The sequence below is a fragment of the Lysinibacillus sp. NPDC096212 genome, assembly GCF_044763105.1.
Lineage (GTDB): Bacteria > Bacillota > Bacilli > Bacillales_A > Planococcaceae > Lysinibacillus.
This window is the reverse complement of sequence record NZ_JBIWFQ010000040.1, coordinates 20694-40801: the sequence shown is the minus strand read 5'-3', so window position 1 is coordinate 40801 and position 20108 is coordinate 20694. Positions and strand designations below refer to the sequence as shown.

Annotated in this window: 13 protein-coding genes, 4 pseudogenes and 1 riboswitch; of the genes and pseudogenes, 12 read left to right on the top strand and 5 right to left on the bottom strand. The window is 34.3% G+C overall.

Annotation, left to right across the window (positions count from 1 at the left end):
- Positions 1–185: 185 nt before the first annotated feature.
- From ACIQ7T_RS25720 to ACIQ7T_RS25690, 7 genes and pseudogenes are all read left to right on the top strand, one after another.
- Positions 186–835: pseudogene (locus ACIQ7T_RS25720) on the top strand (SMI1/KNR4 family protein).
- 322 nt (positions 836–1157) lie between these two features.
- Positions 1158–1319 carry a competence pheromone ComX gene (comX, locus tag ACIQ7T_RS25715; protein ID WP_402874713.1) on the top strand — a complete coding sequence of 54 codons (162 nt, stop codon included), beginning with the start codon at positions 1158–1160 and terminating at the stop codon, positions 1317–1319.
- A complete protein-coding gene (locus ACIQ7T_RS25710) occupies positions 1310–3649 on the top strand; it encodes an ATP-binding protein (RefSeq protein WP_402874710.1) in 2340 nt (779 codons plus the stop codon). Before comX ends, ACIQ7T_RS25710 begins: the two co-directional genes overlap by 10 nt.
- A 193-nt stretch (positions 3650–3842) precedes the next feature.
- Positions 3843–5135, top strand: a complete 1293-nt coding sequence (locus ACIQ7T_RS25705) for a serine hydrolase domain-containing protein (protein ID WP_402874707.1) — start codon at positions 3843–3845, stop codon at positions 5133–5135.
- Between the two features lie 257 nt (positions 5136–5392).
- Complete coding sequence (locus ACIQ7T_RS25700) at positions 5393–6079, top strand: endonuclease V (protein ID WP_402874704.1); 687 nt, start codon at positions 5393–5395, stop codon at positions 6077–6079.
- Positions 6080–6276: 197 nt separating this feature from the next.
- The gene (locus ACIQ7T_RS25695; RefSeq protein ID WP_402874701.1) at positions 6277–6807 is read left to right on the top strand and encodes an SMI1/KNR4 family protein; all 531 of its coding nucleotides are present in this window, start codon (positions 6277–6279) and stop codon (positions 6805–6807) included.
- Between the two features lie 18 nt (positions 6808–6825).
- Positions 6826–7437, top strand: a pseudogene (locus tag ACIQ7T_RS25690) (SMI1/KNR4 family protein); the annotation flags it as partial.
- Between the two features lie 82 nt (positions 7438–7519).
- Here the strand turns inward: ACIQ7T_RS25690 and ACIQ7T_RS25685 are convergent.
- The 3 genes from ACIQ7T_RS25685 to ACIQ7T_RS25675 are packed head-to-tail and all read right to left on the bottom strand — an operon-like array spanning position 7520 to position 10161.
- On the bottom strand, positions 7520–8806 hold the full coding sequence (locus ACIQ7T_RS25685) for an AAA family ATPase (RefSeq protein ID WP_402874698.1): 1287 nt from the start codon (positions 8804–8806) through the stop codon (positions 7520–7522).
- Complete coding sequence (locus tag ACIQ7T_RS25680; protein ID WP_370079815.1) at positions 8799–9701, bottom strand: tetratricopeptide repeat protein; 903 nt, start codon at positions 9699–9701, stop codon at positions 8799–8801. The genes ACIQ7T_RS25685 and ACIQ7T_RS25680 overlap by 8 nt, the downstream gene beginning before the upstream one ends.
- A 10-nt stretch (positions 9702–9711) precedes the next feature.
- Positions 9712–10161, bottom strand: a complete 450-nt coding sequence (locus tag ACIQ7T_RS25675) for a hypothetical protein (protein ID WP_370079816.1) — start codon at positions 10159–10161, stop codon at positions 9712–9714.
- A 406-nt stretch (positions 10162–10567) separates the two neighbouring features.
- On the opposite strand from ACIQ7T_RS25675, the gene ACIQ7T_RS25670 reads away from it, so the two are divergent.
- From ACIQ7T_RS25670 to ACIQ7T_RS25660, 3 genes and pseudogenes are all read left to right on the top strand, one after another.
- The gene (locus tag ACIQ7T_RS25670) at positions 10568–13429 is read left to right on the top strand and encodes a hypothetical protein (RefSeq protein ID WP_402874694.1); all 2862 of its coding nucleotides are present in this window, start codon (positions 10568–10570) and stop codon (positions 13427–13429) included.
- 224 nt (positions 13430–13653) lie between these two features.
- Positions 13654–13978, top strand: a pseudogene (locus ACIQ7T_RS25665) (amidohydrolase); the annotation flags it as partial.
- Positions 13979–14280: 302 nt separating this feature from the next.
- A complete protein-coding gene (locus tag ACIQ7T_RS25660; RefSeq protein WP_370079819.1) occupies positions 14281–15249 on the top strand; it encodes a glutaminase in 969 nt (322 codons plus the stop codon).
- A gap of 139 nt (positions 15250–15388) precedes the next feature.
- Here the strand turns inward: ACIQ7T_RS25660 and ACIQ7T_RS25655 are convergent, their stop codons facing one another.
- Positions 15389–16729 (bottom strand): amino acid permease, encoded by a 1341-nt coding sequence (locus ACIQ7T_RS25655; RefSeq protein WP_370079821.1) that lies wholly within the window; start codon positions 16727–16729, stop codon positions 15389–15391.
- Positions 16730–16893: 164 nt separating this feature from the next.
- Positions 16894–16970, bottom strand: a riboswitch (glycine riboswitch).
- Positions 16971–17494: 524 nt separating this feature from the next.
- The gene (locus ACIQ7T_RS25650) at positions 17495–17884 is read right to left on the bottom strand and encodes a rhodanese-like domain-containing protein (RefSeq protein WP_132357268.1); all 390 of its coding nucleotides are present in this window, start codon (positions 17882–17884) and stop codon (positions 17495–17497) included.
- Between the two features lie 352 nt (positions 17885–18236).
- On the opposite strand from ACIQ7T_RS25650, the gene ACIQ7T_RS25645 reads away from it, so the two are divergent.
- Positions 18237–19067, top strand: a complete 831-nt coding sequence (locus ACIQ7T_RS25645; RefSeq protein ID WP_402874690.1) for a lipoate--protein ligase family protein — start codon at positions 18237–18239, stop codon at positions 19065–19067.
- A 202-nt stretch (positions 19068–19269) separates the two neighbouring features.
- A pseudogene (locus ACIQ7T_RS25640) lies at positions 19270–20064 on the top strand (ribonucleotide reductase N-terminal alpha domain-containing protein); the annotation flags it as partial.
- Positions 20065–20108 lie beyond the last annotated feature (44 nt).

Here is a 20108-nt window from a genome sequence, read left to right as displayed (position 1 = left end):
AAGTACAAACTCAAGCAGCATAATTTTTAAAAACGTAAGTTTTCTTAATAGGAGCAGTCTAAGCTCTTGAAAAAAGTGATTTATGAAATTGATTCATTTATAAATAGTTTAATAATAATTAATTTAGAAGAAAAAAGTTATGAAAAGTAATCCAGCAGATGATTTAGATTATAAGGTGGTGAACAATGTTTCATTTAAATAATATTTCCGATTTAATTAAAAATGTCCCAGCAAGTGAGAAGGAAATCGGTAGTCTAGAAGATAAAATGAACATTAGACTACCTGTTCCATATAGAAGCTTACTAAAAAACGCTAATGGCTTTTCCATTGCAGGTGGTGTGTTGATTTATGGTACTGAGGATCTTATAGAGAGAAACGAAACCTGGGAAGTAAATGAGTATGCAAAAGGTTACGTTGCTATTGGCGATGTTGGTGGCGGCAATGTTTTTTTAATGGAACTAAATGCAAAAGAGAGTAAGATATTCGTCTTGGATTGCGGAGATATGAATCCACAAAATGCAACTATTATTGCCTTAGACTTTAACAGTTGGATTGGTAGCGGTTGTGTTAGTGAGTTAAAGGAGTTAGATGACTCTATTGAAACTTGTAGCATTGTGTTAACAGCTTCACCCATTGGGGATTAAAAGATTTAGTCAAAATAAAAAATGTTTTGTACTTAAAGATATCTACTTTTGATTTACTAAAATGTTCTAAAACACTTCCTTGTGAACTTGTTAATGAATACCCTTACTATCAAGCTATAATGCAAATTGAATCATTGGGGGAAATTGGACAAGTACTTAAAGTAGTTCCTTTTAAAAAAGATAAAATATAAAAACATTGGCGTATTCCAACTTTATAAAAGTAGAAGGAATACGCTTTTTAATATTTTATATTTTTGAAATGGAATTTAGTTATTGAGGTTGAATATTCGGAAAATTAGTACATTGTGTGAAAATGCTGCGTAATCTATTGTTTATTTGGCGAATTCTAGAAAATATTGTTGATTAATAGTAAAACGATAGTATAATGGAGTTGTAGTTACATTTATGGTTATTAATTCCTTGTAAAAGAATTGGTAAATGAAAATTGGAGCTCAATATAATGAGTACCCCAGAAAGTGTAGCTATAAAAAATAAATGAAATGAGGAGATTTTATGATTAGCGTGATTCAATATTTAGAGCAAAATCCGTCGATGGTAACTTTGATAAAAGAAAAAAAAGCTTCTCTAGTTGGTATGACTGAGCTTGAGCAGAAGGCAATCATAACATCATTTGATGATGAAGAAACATGTTTAGAAAGCGGCTTTTGGCACTAAACTTTTTAAAAAATAATTGGCTATGGCTTGCTATAAGTACTTATCTCATCTTTGGAAGCTATTTGCTTTATGTTACTTATAGCACGCCTTATTTGGGAATTAAATTGAAAGAAGAGAATGGACAATGGCTAATAATAGAACCATATTTTAAGGAGTGGGCAAATAAGCAAAATATCTCAGCTGGGGATATTATTTTAGAAGTTGATGGTAATAATATTAATGAATTAAATATTATTAAATATGATCCTGTAATTAGGGTAGCTAAAGAGTTAACGTTGGAGAAACAAGAAGATAGACGATTAATTAATATACAAATAAAACCATTTGACATTCCTGAACAACTTTTCTATATATTTTTTTTACCAGCATGTTATTATTTGTTAAGTCTAATTATTTCTCTCTATATATACAAGAAACAAAAGAACTCGAGTCTAATAAATTTACTTATTCTGTTTATTCTATCAGTATCATTAGCTTATGTTAGTATCGGTGCATCAGGAAGATTAGATAGTGTTGGAACAGTTGTGAATCGAAGTAGTATGCTACTTTGTCTTGTTCTTTTGATTCACTTTTTAAGAAATTATTTTTTATTCTTGAATTTAAAATGGTTATTAATTCACAACATTAAAATACTATATATACTACCTTTAATTATAGTTTTTCTTAGTATTTTTAGTATCATCTTCCCATCTACAAATACTTTATTCTCTAATTTTACCTTGTGGTTATTTTTTATTTTATTAATAATAATTCTTTGTATTTTAGGGATAGGTTATTCAAAATATAAGACCCCTCAATTGAAAATTTTTTTACTAAGTATTATTATCCCATTCTTACCATTCCTTTTTTTGTTTGCCATACCTGAGATTATTTCCTATAAATATATACTTTCTGCCGAAATATGCTCCTTATTTTTAATGTTCATACCATATAGCTTTATATGTACACAGCTCACTGAACGTATATTTGATATGGAATACTTTATTACCCGTTTACGCTATTACTTTAATTTTTCATTTGTTTTTACGATTTGGTTATTAATAGGTCTGTATGTAATTACTGATTTGTCTATTTCAAGAATGGCGGAATTATTCTTTTTTGCCTTCTTATCATTAATAGCACTTTTCTATATTAAAGAGAAAATAGATTATCATAAGCGAAAAATTCTTTTTTCAACAAAAGGGGATTATATCCATCGATTGTATACGACAGTTGATAGTATAGGTAGGGTCGTGAAGATTGAAGACTTGCTAGATAAATTTGTTCAAGAAATTGCTTTACACCTTGAGATTAAACATGTTTACGTATTAACCTATGATTTGCAAACACATCAAGTTACTTCCACAAGTACATCAAAAGACTATACTCAAAATCAAATGGACGAAATATTACTTGAGAATCTCCACATGGGGGATATAAAGAAAACGGAGCATTTTTATATAGCTTTTATCCACCAAGATGTAAATTATAAAAGAATACTAGTCGTAGACCATAATAAATCGATTTATTTAAAGGATGAGGAGTTATTATGGCTTGAATTATTACTTTTATATGTAAATAATTTTATTGAAAATACGAAAATGGTGGAAGGTCTATTAGAACAGTTAAAGCATATGAAAGAGGCTGATAAAAGTCAGCTACCATGGCTCAATAAGCTTCTTTGGCTACGATTTGAACAAGAAAAATATCAATTAGCTCAAGAGCTTCATGATACGGTTTTACAAGAGCAGCTACATATTGCTCGAGAAATGGATGTATGTATTCATGCGAAGAGGACAACGGATATTCAGGTGAACCTTACTAAGATTCATGATCATATGATTGCATCGTTGAATGATTTAAGAGGCTACTGTGAAAATTTGAAGCCGCCATTATTAGATACACTAGGCTTAAATGCTGCGCTTGAGAAGCTTATTCAAAAAGTTCATAAGCGTGCGAATTTTGTTTTAGTTTACACAATCGATCGTCTATATTTAGAAGATGAGCGTTTAAACTTGATGATTTATCGGCTTTTTCAAGAGTTGTTAAACAATGCATTAAAACATTCGTATGCCAACACTGTCGAAATTCATTTGTTAGAAACAGACGATGGCTTTGAAATTATTTATTTAGACGATGGTGTAGGATGCAAAATGGATGGAATTATTGTTTCTGATTCAATGGGAATCAGGGGGATGCAAGAGAGGGTACATGCTTTTAATGGCCAGTTTTCTATCAATACCAATGTAGGAGAAGGAATGTCCATTCGAATTAAGATAAATGAAGGAAATCATACGCATTCCTATGACTACGATACTTATAATAGAAAGCCAACTCTTAGTAGAGGATAATATATGAATAGAAAGAAAGATATGAACCATTTAAACACCTCCTAATCTTCTCGTATTGTGTAGAAATTACAGTGCGAGTTGGATTGGGAGGTTTTGCATTGAAGTATATAGAACTTCAAGATATGCGGATTTGGCAACTCATCAGGTAAAAAAATTAAAGAATGATTATTCATTTTAGTAAGGAGAAACTCACATGCTATTAGAAGAACGGTTAAATAATTGGGTAGATTCTTATAATCGAAACGGTTATTTGAATGGTACTTTATTAATTGCATCTAATGAGAATATTCTTTTAAACAGAGGGTTTGGTATGGCGAATTGGGAGCATAGCATTCCCAATGTACCCACAACTAAATTTCGTATAGGGTCGCTCACGAAAGCATTTACAGCGATGGCAATATTTCAATTGCATGAAAAGCAAAAGTTGAATATAAATGATTGTGTAGGAAAATATCTACAAGATTATCCGAATGGTCAACAGATAACAATATTTCATTGTTTAACTAATAGTTCTGGAATACCTAATTATACAAATGCCCCTGATTTTTGGTTTCGCACAATGAGATTGCCATCAACTTTAGATCAGCTAATTGATTCCTTTAAAGAAAGGGAAATAGAGTTTGAACCTGGTAGTAAATTTGGCTATTCGAATTCAGCGTATGCGTTGTTAACGGCTATTATTGAAGAAGTTTCAGACATGTCTTATGCAGATTACATACAGCAGCATATATGTTATCCATTAGGTATGTATCATACAGGCTGTGATGATGGGGTGAAGCTTGTTCCAGGTTTAGCTTCTGGTTATTCATTTTGGGAAGAACCCATTCATTCAGCCTATGCGGATATGTCATTCCCATTAGGTTCCTACGGTTTATATTCAACAACAGAGGACTTATTTATTTGGGATCAGGCATTAACATCATCCAAAATACTTCGCAAAGAATTAACAGAGAAAATGTTGACTCCAAATCGTGGATCCTATGCGTGTGGCTGGATGGTCTCTGAAGTAATGGGGAAAAAATGTGTGCATCATTTTGGAGATGTTAGCGGTTTTTCAAGTGATTTCCTTAGATTTATTGATGACCAAGTTACGATTATCTTTTTAAGTAATATGAATGTTACACCTGTCATGCACTTAAGTAGAGAGATTGCAAAGATTGTTTTTGATAAAAATGTATCTTCACCGGCACCTAGAGTTCCGATAGCATTCACAAAGAAAGAATCTATCGTGGGGCAATATTTAATGGAAAATAAAGTACTTACTATTTCAATTAAAAATGAAGAACTTTATCTAACAGTCCCTAAGATGTATGGAGCTTTATATAAATTTAAGCTTATACCATTTAGTCATGACGCAACGAAAACGGCTTTTTTAACCGAGATGATTTATGAACGATTGATATTTTATTATTCATTATCAGGCGAAATAGAGCGTGTGCAGTACGTCGATTGTTATGAAAAAACTTATACGCTTCATAAGCAATAGATGGAGCATCAATATTATATTTTGAAACTTAGAAAGAGGCATCCCAAATCATTAGTTGAGATGCCTCTTTGATTTTATTTATTATATGCGCTTAGCGTGAAACCGAAGATACTTTCCGGTACTTTTCGTATTGTGCAGCATTCACGGTACGTGTATGGATTGGAGGTTTTTGCTTTTGGTTGCTATATTTCCTATAACAAACACTGTTATTTATGTATCATGATAGTATATTTATATAGAGAGGAGATGATATCTTCATGGAAATGGAAGAAATGATCCTGAATTATACATCGCAACAAAATGAATTGAGGAAGCGTATTTCCCTACAAAACAATTTTTCTAATGATCAAATTCAGCTCGTTGCAGGGGTGGATATTGCCTATTGGGGCGAAAATAATAAAGAATATGGAGCTTGTTGCATTCAAGTTATTGATTTTAGTTCCAAAAAAATCGTTGAACAAGTTGAGTACATAAATGAAATCACAATTCCATATATTTCTGGGTTTTTAGCCTTTCGTGAAGTGCCTCTTGTATTAGAGGCTGTTAAAAAGTTGAGAACGGATCCAGACATTTATATGTTTGATGGAAATGGTTATTTACATAGTCGTCATATGGGCATTGCTACACATGCCTCATTTTTCTTGGAAAAACCGACAATTGGAGTTGCTAAAACTTATTATAAAATAGAGAACACAGATTTTATAATGCCGGAAAATATAACTGGAGCGTTTACTGATATTGTGATTGATGGGGAAGTGTATGGTCGTGCTCTAAGAAGTAGAAAGGATGTTAAACCGATATTTGTGTCATGTGGTAACGAGATTGATTTAGATACGGCAACTAATATAACGATGCATTTTATTAAAAAAGACAGCCGTTTACCAATCCCTACAAGATATGCGGATTTAGCGACTCATCAGGCAAGAAAAATACAACGAGATTAGAGTAAGTGTTTAACTTCTTTCAGCGGGTATTCAAACTCGCTGAAATAGAGGAACTCAGGCTAAGTACTTCACATCCTGTGAAAACGCCTGAGTGACGGACATCGTGTCGGCCTAAATCCTCCGGACGCAATTATGCCGGGGCATAATTGATTAGTGTTAAGGAATTCAATTAATAATTAAAATGAGAGGGATAACAAGTGAAAAGTGAAGCTGAAATTCTATGGAATCGTATAATTGAAAAAAATTCGAAGTTAGAAGTGAATGGTATAGAAGCATTAAACCTTCAGCCTGGTGCAACAGCTGAAGAATTTCAACTAATCGAAACTACATTAGGTATTACTCTTCCAGAAGAGATGAAAAATTTTTATCGTATATGTAATGGGCAAGTCTGGTCGCAAGGTGTACAGCCCTTTGTTAGGAATTTAACACTTTCCCCCATTTCTGAAATTATTGACAATTGGAAGTTTCTACAGGAGGAGTTTGATCCAGATGATTTGCTTTCAGATACAGAGTATGCTGTTGAGGTAAAACCAACGCTTTGGAATGAAAAATGGATTCCGATTGCTGAAAATGGTGGAGGCGATTATCTTTGTCTTGATACAGATCCAACAGAAAAAGGAGTAGTGGGTCAAGTGTTGTATTTTTGGCATGATTGGGGAGATCGAACAATTGATGCAGATGGTCTGTTTGAATTTATAAAAATCGCTTTAAATGAAGAAACTATTTAAAAAAGGAGGTAAACGACGATGATTCAGTTGATAATGAACAAATTAAAGGTTCAATTAGACCAATTATTTTCACCTTTTTTAAATCCACCAGCTTCTGAGGAAGAGATACAGAAGGCTGAAATTGAGATGGGTATTAAATTTCCTGATGAATTAAGGGAGCTTTATCTTTTGCATAATGGAGAGAACGAAGATGGGCCGGGTTTGTTTTTTGGAATGCCGTTTTTACCATTAGATGATGTTTTACAGGAATGGCATGTATGGGCACAGCTAGAAGAGAAATTTGCATTGGAAGGTGCTTCTTATTCCGTCCCAACTGGATACATAAAAGAGAGGGGTATCAATCGTAAGTGGATACCTATTAGTAAAGATTTTGGTGGCAATAATATCGGCATAGATCTCGATCCAGATAAGAAAGGGCGAATAGGGCAAGTCATCAATTTTGGGCGTGATGAGGAAATAAAGTATGTGATAGCAAATCAATTATCAGAATTCCTACTATTTATTTCTGAAACGATAGTACAGGGTAATTATCAAATTGAACAAGAAGAAGATTATATCTACTGGAATTATGTAAACAGCACCCATTTTTTAGATATACTAAACGCCATTGAATTGCCTGTTCTAGACCCTGTGCCGAGGCATAATTGATAGTAACATACATGTGAAAGAGGCATCCCAAATAACAATGGAGATGCCTCTTTGATGTCATTCTTTAAATGCGTTTAGCATGGGTACGTAGATATTTTTCAACATCATTGTATAACCCTGATTGATTTGCGTATTTCACGTAGTTTTTTGCAGTACGTAACCAATCTAATGTAGATGGTTGTATCTCTTCTAAAACGTGTAATAAATCATTAGTTGTGATTGGACGTTCATCACCGGTTGCTAAAATTTCAGCAAGTACATTTTCAGTAGCTAATTCAATCATATTTTCAATGTCTGCACCTGAGAAAAATTCAGTTTGAGCGGCTAGTGTTGCTACATCTATTTCTTCAGCATATCTTCCCGCTAGCTTCAATTTAAAAATTTGCTCTCTCGCTTTTTTATCTGGTGGAGCGACAAAGATGAGACGGTCGAATCGACCAGGGCGCTTTAAGGCATTATCGATATCCCAAGGGGTATTTGTAGCAGCCATAATAAGCACTTCATCTGTGCTTGTATCAATTCCCTCTAACTCTGTAAGGAATGTGTCGATGATTCCTCGAGTATATTCAGAAGCTTTAGACCGACTCATACCAATCGTATCTACTTCATCAAAAAACATAATACTTGGCTTTTGAAAACGCGCTTTATCAAAAGCAGCTTTTAAATTTTGTTCACTTTCTCCAATATAGCGATTTAATATGTCTGTAATATGAACAGGATAGAAATTAGCCTTACATTCACCAGCGGTTGCCTTGGCGATAAATGTTTTTCCACAACCCGGGGGACCATAGAGAAGAACGCCGCCTCCAACTTTTTTTCGAAACTTAGCAAATAGACCTTTGTTATAAAATGGGCTAATAATACGTAAAGTAATGGTCTTTTTTAAGTCATCAAGCCCAGCAACATCCGTAAAAGTGATTTGTTCCTTCCCTTTTTTTACTGTTTTAGGGGCTTTACCATCAATAATTTTTAACCTAGGTGTAAAGTCTATTAATTGGTCCGACTTGGTTTCTTCACTTTTGACTTCTCTTTCAAGTAATTCTTCTGCTGAAGCGGCAATGTCTTCAGTAGTCTCAATCACTTCATCTAAATCAGGACTTTCCTGCTCAATAACTGGTGATTGGATATCCATGGACTTCGTTTGCTGAATTTGTATACTCGTTTTTGTTAATTCATTAATGATTTCCATACGTAGTGTATCATCTGTACAGAGAGAAATTCCTGTTGAATACGATTGTACAGCTTCTAGCCAGCGATCGTTTTCAGCAAGCTCTTTTCCAAGCCAGTAATGTGCTTGAGGGTCAGTTGGGCTTTGTTCCACCATTTGCTGTAACCATTTAATTTTATCCATATCGATAACCCCTTATTTTTCTTAGCCCTTTTGTCAAAGGAACTGATATCCATGTATAAAGTGCAAGTACTACATAGCATTTTAAAAACAGCATGGCTAGACTATCAAACCCTAATGCTATTAATAAAAAGGTTAGCCCAATCCCTACAAGCCACATGATAGAGGGACCCCCTAAACGTTCCATAAAACGATTAGGCGCTAGCAGAGGGTGAGTTGTAATTTCCATCTCTTCTAATATAGATAGTAATGTTTGATCCTCAGGATTTAAAAGAAAGGCTTGTCTGTAATATTCTTTCGCTTCTTTTTCATTATTTCGGAAGGAGGCATTTATTCCAAGGTGCAACAATTTTGCAACTTCACTATCTGCTGAATTCATATATTGTTCTAATGCAAGGATTTGTTGTTCTTTACTTCCATGTACACCTTGTAAAATAAAGTTTCTACGTAACACATATGAATTTTCTGGATCTAATTCTAATGCTTTATTGATTAATAACTTTGATTTATTACGATATCCTGTTTGTTTCATTAAAACAGCATAGCTTGCATGTGTTTCTGCATTATTTGGATTTAAGCGAAGTGATTCAAGAAAGGCTTTTTCTGCTTCTTGCCATCGCTCCGTTTCCATGTATAGATGGCCGAGAAAATAAAATATGAGTTCCTCATCGAATCCTAATCTCATGGCTTCATGAAATTGTTCTTCAGCTTCGTCAAATTCATTTATTGCATAGTTACTGTAAGCTAACATATACCAAAGCCCGCTATTTTCAATATTGTCTTGTAATTCCTCGTTAATAAGCTCGATAACTTGGGGATATTTCCCTATATTAAAATAATGATTGATAACTTCAAAGGATGGTTCTTCATATTCATCATATTCTTCGAATTCACTCATAATATACCTCCTATAGTGCTAGTAAGAATAACGTAATCAAAGCATCGATTAAGCCAGAGAAGATGATTGCGATAAACCCTGGCTTCCATAATGATTCAGCAACACCATCTACTGCTAAATGTTCTTTATATGGCTCGTCTAAAAAAACGAAGAAAATGAAAAAACAGGCAACCCCAAATAGTCGGCCAACTAATTTAATATACTTTTCATCTATGAGGATTAGTTGTTGACCGATTGCGTAAACGATTGCAAGCTTCGCAATAATAAGTACAATACTAATAATCGTTAACAACTGTATGTATTTTTTCTCGATTTTTAGCCATTTAGCGTTTTGTATACCTAGTATGGTAATGGCAAAAATACCACCAAACATAGCAACAAAAAATAGATTACCAATCTCGTAGCTTCTTGTCCTGTCTACTTCATTGTTTGTTAAACTAGGTTCATAAAGATTTTCCATAATACCATCAAGCTCCTTGTTCCCTATTAATATCCTAATAATAGTTGTATTATACATATATTTCTTGAAACTGGAAACCTTCTTTGCAGGATTGTAAAACAGTTATTATGCTCCTTAATTCTCATTACTTACAATATTGTTCAGGTTAATTTTTTGAATCAAATTCATTCAATGATCTCTTTTGTTTCGTCGTTTTGGATCTCATTATCTCAAGTGAATGACATTTGCTGTGAAAATGTGGAAGGGGAAATAAGTAGTATTAAAATCAATAGATAATCAAAATATTATTATTTTCGTTATTGAAATAGGGAGGAAATACACTTTTTAGAAATATTCAATAAAATGAAGAGAATTATTAAAAATGTAACCGATATAATTCAATAGATGATAGAGGAGGTATGAAAATTTGAATAAAAAATTATTTTTGACAGCAGCAGCTATCCCAGTAGCTCTTATTGTACCAACAGTTGCAGGAGCAGCAGCCAATACAGTTTCCATCACAGGACAAAATACAGTAAATGAAACTTTAAAAGCTTCTATTGAAAACTTACCAGCAAATTCGATTGTTAAAGGCTATCAGTGGTATTATGTAGATGGTTCTAACGATTCAACGAATAAACCAATCTCTGGTGCCACAACAGCGTCATTTACAATACCAGTAGAAGCGGCAGGCAAAGCAGTTTTCGTGGAAGCGACTACAACAAATGGCGATAAGTATAAGAGTGAACCCCGTTCGATTAATGAACTAAAACTTTCAATAACTGCGCCAAGAATTGATAGTAGTTCAAATTATGCAGTACCTGGTGAATTGGTACAAGTCGCAGGTGCGATTGTAACCGATGATGCCGGAGCAAAGTTGAAAAGCAGTCAGATTACATATAGCTATCAATGGTTTTATAAAGTAGGTGAATCCTTCACAATAATTGATGGAGCTACTAACGACACATACCGAATTCCTAATAATGCTTTAAGTATTGGCATCACAGATATAATGGTTAATGTAAAGGCAAAGGTAGGAACTGCTTTCGTAGAATCTGAGTTTTCTAGTGTGGTAACAGTATCTAACGAACCATCTGAGTCAATGATTAAGGAAATAAAAACTTTACTAATAAATGACAACAAATATAATGTAACAAGTTTAGAATCTTTTAAGGCAGAAGTAACGGCATTAGAAAGTAAATATCAGGCACTATCAACTGCAGCAAAGGCGAATGTGACAAATTATGACGTATTAAAGAGAGCAGCTGCAGATGTAGATTTAATTAGCAAGTTAAATGAGAAAGTAGATAAGGTAAAAGAGGTTAATGAAAAAGACCTACCGAAATATTTAAAAGAAATCGATGAGTCCTATGATAAGTTTGATTTATTACAACGTAGTTTAGATATAAATGATGCTTTATACAATAGTATTAAAAACATTTTGATAGATCCGTCACATATCGAAGAATTTAAAGAAGTTAGAAGACTAAATCAGGCAATTGTAGAATTGTTAGCATATAAAAATTCTTTTGTTACGTATGTACCTACTAGCATAGAATCTTTACAAACAGCAGTTGAAACAATTGAAAAGGATATAGCAAAATTATCTCAAACTTACCGAGCAACTGTTCAAAATCAAACAATTTTAAGTGATGCTAAGTCGGATATTAAAAAGATTGAACAATTTATTAAACTTTTCGATAAGCTGTCACAAAATGATTCGCCTAGCAAACAGGTGACAACAGCAAAATCAATTCGTACGTCTTATGAAAAGTTAACTTATAAACAACTTCAACTTGTACCAGCAAAATATATTAGTACATTACTTCAAGCAGAAAACGCAGAAAACAGTCAAATTGACAGATTAAATATCGAGATTGACAATTATGTAGGCGATGTGGATGACAGTTACCCAATTGATCCGTCAGTAACTTCTTGGCAAAGTCATGTTAATAATGTAAACCGTATTATTAATGAATATAAGGGCTTAACGAAAAATTCAGCGGCTAAAATTGTCGGATATGATAGCATGGTAACCCTGCAAAAGGATTTTAAAGCAGCTGAAAAAATTATTAAGGACATGGACGCCTATCAAAAGCTATCAGTAACGCCAGGGGTAGCTGAAAGTAAGTTGAAAACTAATTACACTAATGTATTGAAAGCTTATAATAAGTTAACTAGTCTACAACAATCACTTGTTTATAATGCAAACGATTTTTTATTAAATACCCCGACTATTACGGTTGATTTAAATGGTAAGGAACCTGCTGATAAAGCTGCTGCATTGGCTTTAAAGGCTGATGTTGATAAGCTTACTGATGTAACGAAATATACGTTTACCCAATTCGAAAGTGCTGTTAATGCAGCAACAACAAAATATAAAAACTTATCTTCCGCTGGACGAAAGTACGTAACAAACTATTATTTATTAACAGCGGCTAGTAAAGATCTTTCTGGTGTTAAGTCATTCCATAAAAAAGTGCAAACTGCAAGAGAAGAAACAGATGCTACGAAACAAGCGAAAAAAATTCAAACAGTACAAACTGCTTATGCAAAGCTACCTGCAAATCAACAGTTTCTAGCAAAACAGCAATATGAAGACTTGCTTAACCATCGTTTAGAAGATGTTAATGCACCAGATATCACAAAGTTAAATAATGAAATTGCAAAAATTGTCTCAAATGATACGTATACAGTTTCAATAGAAAAAATTAATGAGCTTTCAACGCAATATAATAAGCTGAGCTCTAGTGATAAAAAACGTATTACGAATGCGTCTATCTTAACAACAGCGGTTTCCGATGTGAAAAAAGTAGAATCATTTATGAAGACGTATGAAAAATCATTTACTAATAACCCAACAACTGTCATTAAAGCTTTTTATAAGCTAACATCAAAACAAATGAGTTTAGTCAGTCCAGAAATACGACAATCCATTATCGATAAGGATCAAGGTCAACAACAGTCTAATGAAAGTGCTTTGAAGTTAGTAGAATCAATTAATTCACTCCTTGTAAATGGTGAATATATTGATGATTTGGAGACTAAAGTAAAAGAAATTCGTACAGCATATGATGGCCTTAGTGCTTCAGAAAAGAGCATCGTAAAAAATTATTCTAAGCTAACACAGGCCGAGAGTGATTTGAAAAAGGTAGCCGATGTACATGCTCTTTATGTACCTTCGACAGAAGAGAATGCAGCAGCTCGTAAAACTTGGCAAACTGCTTACGGTAAGCTCTCGAAAAAATTAGAAATTTTATATAATAAAATGTATGCAAACGATTTATAAAAAATAGTTTAAACTAAAACCCCGAATAACGAATTTATTCGGGGTTTTAGTGTGTGTGCCTGGAAGGTGGATGTCGATAAAAATTAAAAGTTGGGTGATAAAACGTGAAAGTTAGTCGATAAAATTCAAAAGTTGGTTGATAAAACAAAAAAATGTTCCGATGAAATTCAAAAGTTGAATGACATTATGTTAAAAGGATGTCATGTGGATAAGTTGATTGGAGAGAGGAAAATGGTTCAGGTAAAGCTTATATGGAGAAAGCTGGTATTTTTGATGATGTCAATGATGCAATATCTTATCATCCTGGTACTTTTACATCTGTTTTGACTTACACCTCTCTAGCAAACTATGCAGCTACTTTTAAGCTTAGCGAGAAGCAGCCACATCACATTTAGGAAGAAGTGCATTAGATGCAGTTGAACTCATGAATGTTGGGGTAAACTATTTACATGAGCATATCATTCCAGAAGCACGCATTATGCGGTTACAAACATAGGAGGATCGTCTCCAAATGTCGTTCAACCATTTGCAGGGGTGACATACTTAGTGATTTAGGAATACCAACTTATGAAATAGACTGCTGTTGATTTAATTGACAATCCAGTACTTATTGAAGAAGCTAAAAAAGAGTGGTAGGAACGTCTGGATGGGGAGACTTATGTTTCGCTAATTCCAGAAGGCTAAGCCTCGAAAACTTTAAAAAGTCTTTAAAAAGTTATACCAAATAGAGTCTTCGTAGGGTAAACTATGGAGACTCTGTTTTTGCCTATTATTAAGTTTTTTTCTTAGTAAAGTGTATTTATTGAGTAGTTATGGCGTAAAAATGCCGTTTTTTGAAAGGAGATCACAAAATGCCGACAGAACATATCAATCATAATAATCAGCTTGCGGCAGAATGGGTGAAACAGTTTCGTCCTTACGCAAAAGAGGGGAAATGCGCAAGCTATATTCCCGCTTTAGCGGAAAAAGATCCAAATCAATTAGCGATTTCGATTATCGGTACTAATAATGAGGAAATGAAAGCCGGAGAGACAACTGAACTATTTACCCTGCAAAGTGTTTCAAAAGTCGTTACATTTATTTTAGCGTGTATGGAACGAGGGCTACCTTATGTTTTAGAACGAGTAGATGTTGAACCTACAGGTGACACCTTCAATTCAATTATTCGTCTAGAGAGCCATCAACCTGGAAAACCTTTTAATCCAATGATTAATGCAGGTGCAATTACAGTATCCTCTATGCTTGATGGAAATTCTCCGCAAGAGAAGGTTTCAAAAATCCTTCAATTTTTAGAACAAATCGTTGGCAAGGAATTAAAGGTTAATGAAGAGGTTTATCAATCTGAGTGGCAAACTGCAAATCGAAACCGTTCATTAGCCTATTATTTAATGGATTCGGGCTTTTTAAATTGTCCTGTAGAAGAAGCATTAGAGGTATATTTGAAACAATGTGCTATTGAAGTAAATGTTTCGGATTTGGCAATGATTGGTTTAGTCATTGCCAATGATGGCTATCATCCTCATTTAAATAAACAGCTCTTCCCTAAACAAGTAGCAAAATTAGCGAAGGCATTGATGGTTACTTGCGGTATGTATAATGCTTCTGGGAAATTTGCGGCATTTATAGGATTACCCGCTAAAAGTGGTGTCTCTGGGGCAATTTTGGCGGCTGTACCAAGTCACGCAGGCTTAGATTCACCTTTTCCTACCGGCTGTGGTATAGGCATTTATGGACCAGCAATTGATGACATTGGGAACAGTGTAGCCGGAGTGAATTTACTCAAGCATATTGCTACCGAGTGGAATATGAATATTTTTTAATCAATATGAAAGATGACTTCGTAAATGGACGTAGTCATCTTTTTTGTGATTTTACTTCGCTTTCGCACAATAAATAAAGCCCTGAATAGGTACACTTTCTTTAAAAGTGTCACTATTCGGGACAATTCATTTTACCGTATTAGTTCTTTCTTTTCATTTTATAAATAATCATTAGTATGATAAACCAAATTGGTGTTAACAGTAATGCGGTACGTGTTGCCTCTGAAATGAACATGACTACTAATAGAAAAGCAAAGAAGGCAAGTACTAAATAGTTCACGAACGGAGTAAAAGGTGCCTTGAAAATCGATGCTTCATGAAGTGCGCGATTTTTACGTTTATAAATGATATGAGAGATTAATATAATACTCCATACCCATATAAAGCAAATAGCACTAATCGTTGTAACAACACTAAAGGCGTTTTCAGGCATTAATTTACTTAGTAATGCACCAGCGGAAACTACAATTGCAGAAACAACGAGTGCGTTACTTGGCACACTGTTTTTATTGAGCTTTGCAAACTTTGGCGAAGCTTGCTTGTTGTTCCCAAGATTAAAAAGCATACGGCTAGTAGAAAATAAACCACTATTACCGGCAGAAGCGGCAGATGTAAGTACGACAAAATTAATAATACCTGCAGCAATTGGAATACCAGCTAGTGTAAATACTTGTACAAATGGACTACTAGAGGCAGACATTTCATTCCAAGGATTAATGCATAAAATAACAAATAATGCCCCTACGTAGAATAATAAAATGCGTAATGGAATTTTGTTAATGGCAGAAGGAATATTTTTTTTAGGATTGGCTGTTTCAGCAGCAGAAACCCCTACTAACTCGACACCAACAAAAGCGAAAACAACCATTTGGAATGCCATTAGGAAACCGTGTAAGCCGTTCGGGAATAACCCGCCATGTGCCCAAAGATTTTCAACAGAAACTGTGCCAGAGCTTGTTTGAAAACCTGTAAATAACATGAATACTCCAATCACAATCAGTGCCACAATTGTAATGACTTTTATAAGTGCAAACCAAAATTCTAGTTCGCCAAATAGTTTTACAGTTAATAAATTCAACATTAATAACAGTACTAAACAGCCAATTGCAGGCACCCATTGTGGTATATCAAACCAATATTGTACATAAACGCCGACAGCAATAATATCTGCCATAGCGGTCATGATCCAGCAGAACCAGTATGTCCAGCCAGTGATGTAACCTGCCCAAGGTCCTATGTATTCGGATGCAAAATCAGTAAACGATGTATAGCCAGCATTCGATAATAATAGTTCACCTAATGCCCGCATAACAAAAAATAAGGCGGTTCCGACAATGAGATAAGCAAAGATAATGGAAGGTCCCGCTAAAGCAATGGCTTTGCCTGATCCTAAAAATAAACCAGTACCGATTGTTCCACCAATCGCTATGAGCTGCACATGGCGATTTTTTAATTCACGTTTTAATTGTTGTTGTTCCACGTTAATCCCCCTCAAAGATACGTAAAAACTATGACTGGAAAATAAAAAAAGAGACTAGTAGTGACACTAGTCTCGTAAATGACAGAATAACAAATACCAATTGCGGATGTTGTATGTAAAAAAAGAAAACATTCGTGTGGTATAGCTTTCATGTTGAAAGTTGATATTACTCCTCTGTCCTTTTGCCTGAGATAGTGAACCCTTCGGCGACGCAAAATGCGCTCTCTCCAGAACTGCTCCTGCTATAGTGTTATCCATAGCATTCATAGCTTATATTGTATGTCTGTATGACATTATTTTAAGATATTATAAATCCTATCAGTGCCTACTTAATTATTCAAGGATAAATTTCAGACATTTTCAGAAAAAAAGAAGAATGGAGTTCATCTAGGTAAATACTTTACGAAAAATAGTATTTTTAGACATATGTAAATTTAAGGATAATGTTTTAATTCGCGGTATATGGAGTTGGAAGAGATGAAAATTGGAACTAGCTTAGGAAGCGGCTCGCATTTTGGTAAAGGAATGTGAAAGAGAGTATGTATCTTTCGTTGCTTTAACTTACTCCAACTAACTTGTCAGACATTAAACAAAATATATAATATAGTAGAAACTCAGAATTTTTTGCAAAAAGTAAACCATCTCATAGTCATTTGAGATGGTTTCTTTTAGTTTAAACAATGTGATATAGGTAAATATAAATAAATTTACTTTGTTTCCGTGAGTAGATTTATTTATATTAGTCACTAATGTCTTATTGATTTTTTAATTTTGTTTTTTGGACTTTATTTTACCTGTCCAAGTACGGAAGCCGCCTTGAAGTTGGTAAATTTGGTTGTAGCCACGTTTTTTAAGAAATAAAGCAGCACGTGAGCTACGGCCTGTATTTTGACAGTATAAATATACTGGTAAATCTGGGCGGATTTCTTTGTGACGTTGACGTAGAGTAGTTGAAGGAACATTGCGTGCACCAAGGATGTGACCAGCATCAAATTCTTTTTGTTCACGTACGTCGATAAGCTGTGCTTTACGATAGCCTTCAATAAATTGTTCTTGTGTTAGGTTTGTTACGGCTTTTTTTAGTCGTAGGGCGTTAATGCCGATATAAGCAATTACAACTACTAAAATAACACCGATTGTGATAAGTATGTTCAACAAAATTTCTTACCCCTTTCTATCTTCTTTATTATTATAAAAGATGCGCTAGCGATAGTCCAATGAGTTTGATAAAATAAATTAGATTGTGGCTAGAATTAATTTATCTCTATTTATATGGATTTTATTAGTGAACTGTCACAGTATCTTTCCACTATTTTCTTGGATTAGGGTGGTGGATACTTTCATAAAGAATAGAACTTAAAGCAGAGTGTCAAAATTTTGAGAAGCATTATTTTTGGCTCATAACAAAGAATTGGATAACATTTGTTAAAATGAATGCCATATATAAGGTGACTTATTTTGTACACTTTCGCTAAAGTTTAATTAAATATTTGTAGGAGATGAAAATATGACAACTTGGTATTTTCTAAATTCAGGGAAATGTAGCCCTTCTTTTAATATGGCATTAGATGAAGCATTACTTGATTGGCATAGTGAAGGTTTAATTCCACCAGTTATTCGTTTTTATGAGTGGGAGCCAGCAACACTTTCGATTGGCTATTTCCAGCAGGCGAAAAGAGATATTAATCTAGAAGCGGTACGAGAACAAGGACTAGGCTTTGTTCGTCGTCCAACAGGTGGTAGAGCTGTTTTACATGAACATGAATTGACATATAGTGTCATTGTTTCAGAAAGCTATCCAAATATGCCTGAATCAGTGACAGAGGCGTATAGAGTGTTAAGTGAAGGTATATTGAAAGGTTTTCATAATCTAGGTATGGATGCTTATTTTAGTGTACCTGATACAGAAGAACAAAGAGCAGACTTAAAGAAACCAAAAAGCGCAGTTTGCTTTGATGCGCCAAGCTGGTATGAGCTTGTTGTAGAAGGTAAAAAAGTAGCGGGTAGTGCACAAACTCGTCAAAAAGGTGTTATTTTACAGCACGGAGCTATTTTACTTGATTTAGATCAGGAGAAATTATTGTCTGTTTTCAATTTTTCAAGTGAAGAAGCGAAGGACCGCATGCGTAGAAAGATGCCAGAGAAAGCGGTTGCTATCAATAACCTTGTCAAAGAACCAGTGACTATTGAACAATGTGTGACAGCTTTTCGTGATGGTTTTGCAAAATCGTTGCAAATTGATTTAAAACCATTTACACTTTCTGAGGAGCAATTAGAATATGTACATGCACTAGAAGAAAAAAAATATGCATGTGATGATTGGAACTTCAAAAAATAAAAAATGGTATAAGAAAAATATTTTTTTATCGTTCAACCCTTGTAATAACAAGCAGTTCGGATTCTATTCGAAATTGCAAGAGTTGAATTAAAAAACTATATATAGTATCTTTTTTAAAGAAACATACACAATATGTAGTGTTTAACGACACATGATATTGTGTATTTATTATTGTAATGCAGAAAACAAGGGAGGCAAAACGATGGTACTTACAAATCATCAACCCGAAGTAAACAAATTTGAACAGTTAAACAAAGATATTGAACAATTTCCACAGGTTCATCCTGTAACACCTAATATGCACATAACGCATAAAGGTGTATCTAGACTTGTGATGATCGATCGCTACTCGTTTAAGGATACGGAGAAGAAAACGTTAAAAGCCGGTGATTTCGTCGTATTAACAGTGAAGTCAGATCCAAAATTCCCTGCACGTGGTTTAGGGACAATCCAAAAGCTTGATATGTCTACAAAAACAGCAGAAATTTTGATTGAGGAAGATTACCGTAGTGCTTTAGATGATCCGAAAGAGCAAGAAACGGGTGTGATTACGCGTTCAATTGACGTGCTAGAAAAGCCTCTTGAAATATTTTATGAACAAATCGCAAAACGAAATGCAACAGGACTTGCTTCTGTTGAAAAAACACCAGAGAAACGCCAAGAATGGTTTGAGAAATTTTATGAGCAGTTAGTATCATTAAAATTCATTCCAGCTGGACGAGTTATTTACGGAGCAGGATCTGAAACAGATGTAACGTTCTTCAACTGTTACGTAATGCCATTTGTAGCAGATTCACGTGAAGGAATTAGTGATCACCGTAAGCAAGTAATGGAAATTATGAGCCGCGGTGGTGGTGTAGGGACAAATGGTTCGACATTGCGTCCACGTAACACTTTAGCACGTGGTGTAAATGGTAAATCATCTGGCTCTGTATCATGGTTAGATGATATTGCGAAGCTGACTCATCTTGTTGAACAAGGTGGTAGCCGCAGAGGTAAGCATAATCTAGGTGCTTCTGCGTAAACAAACCTCGTGAATTG

Coding starts and splice junctions, on each gene's coding strand:
- ACIQ7T_RS25675 (WP_370079816.1), bottom strand. CDS start 10,161: ATGGAAAATCTTTATGAACCTAGTTTAACAAACAATGAAGTAGACAGG.
- comX (WP_402874713.1), top strand. CDS start 1,158: ATGATTAGCGTGATTCAATATTTAGAGCAAAATCCGTCGATGGTAACT.
- ACIQ7T_RS25645 (WP_402874690.1), top strand. CDS start 18,237: ATGACAACTTGGTATTTTCTAAATTCAGGGAAATGTAGCCCTTCTTTT.
- ACIQ7T_RS25685 (WP_402874698.1), bottom strand. CDS start 8,806: ATGGATAAAATTAAATGGTTACAGCAAATGGTGGAACAAAGCCCAACT.
- ACIQ7T_RS25705 (WP_402874707.1), top strand. CDS start 3,843: ATGCTATTAGAAGAACGGTTAAATAATTGGGTAGATTCTTATAATCGA.
- ACIQ7T_RS25660 (WP_370079819.1), top strand. CDS start 14,281: ATGCCGACAGAACATATCAATCATAATAATCAGCTTGCGGCAGAATGG.
- ACIQ7T_RS25680 (WP_370079815.1), bottom strand. CDS start 9,701: ATGAGTGAATTCGAAGAATATGATGAATATGAAGAACCATCCTTTGAA.
- ACIQ7T_RS25700 (WP_402874704.1), top strand. CDS start 5,393: ATGGAAATGGAAGAAATGATCCTGAATTATACATCGCAACAAAATGAA.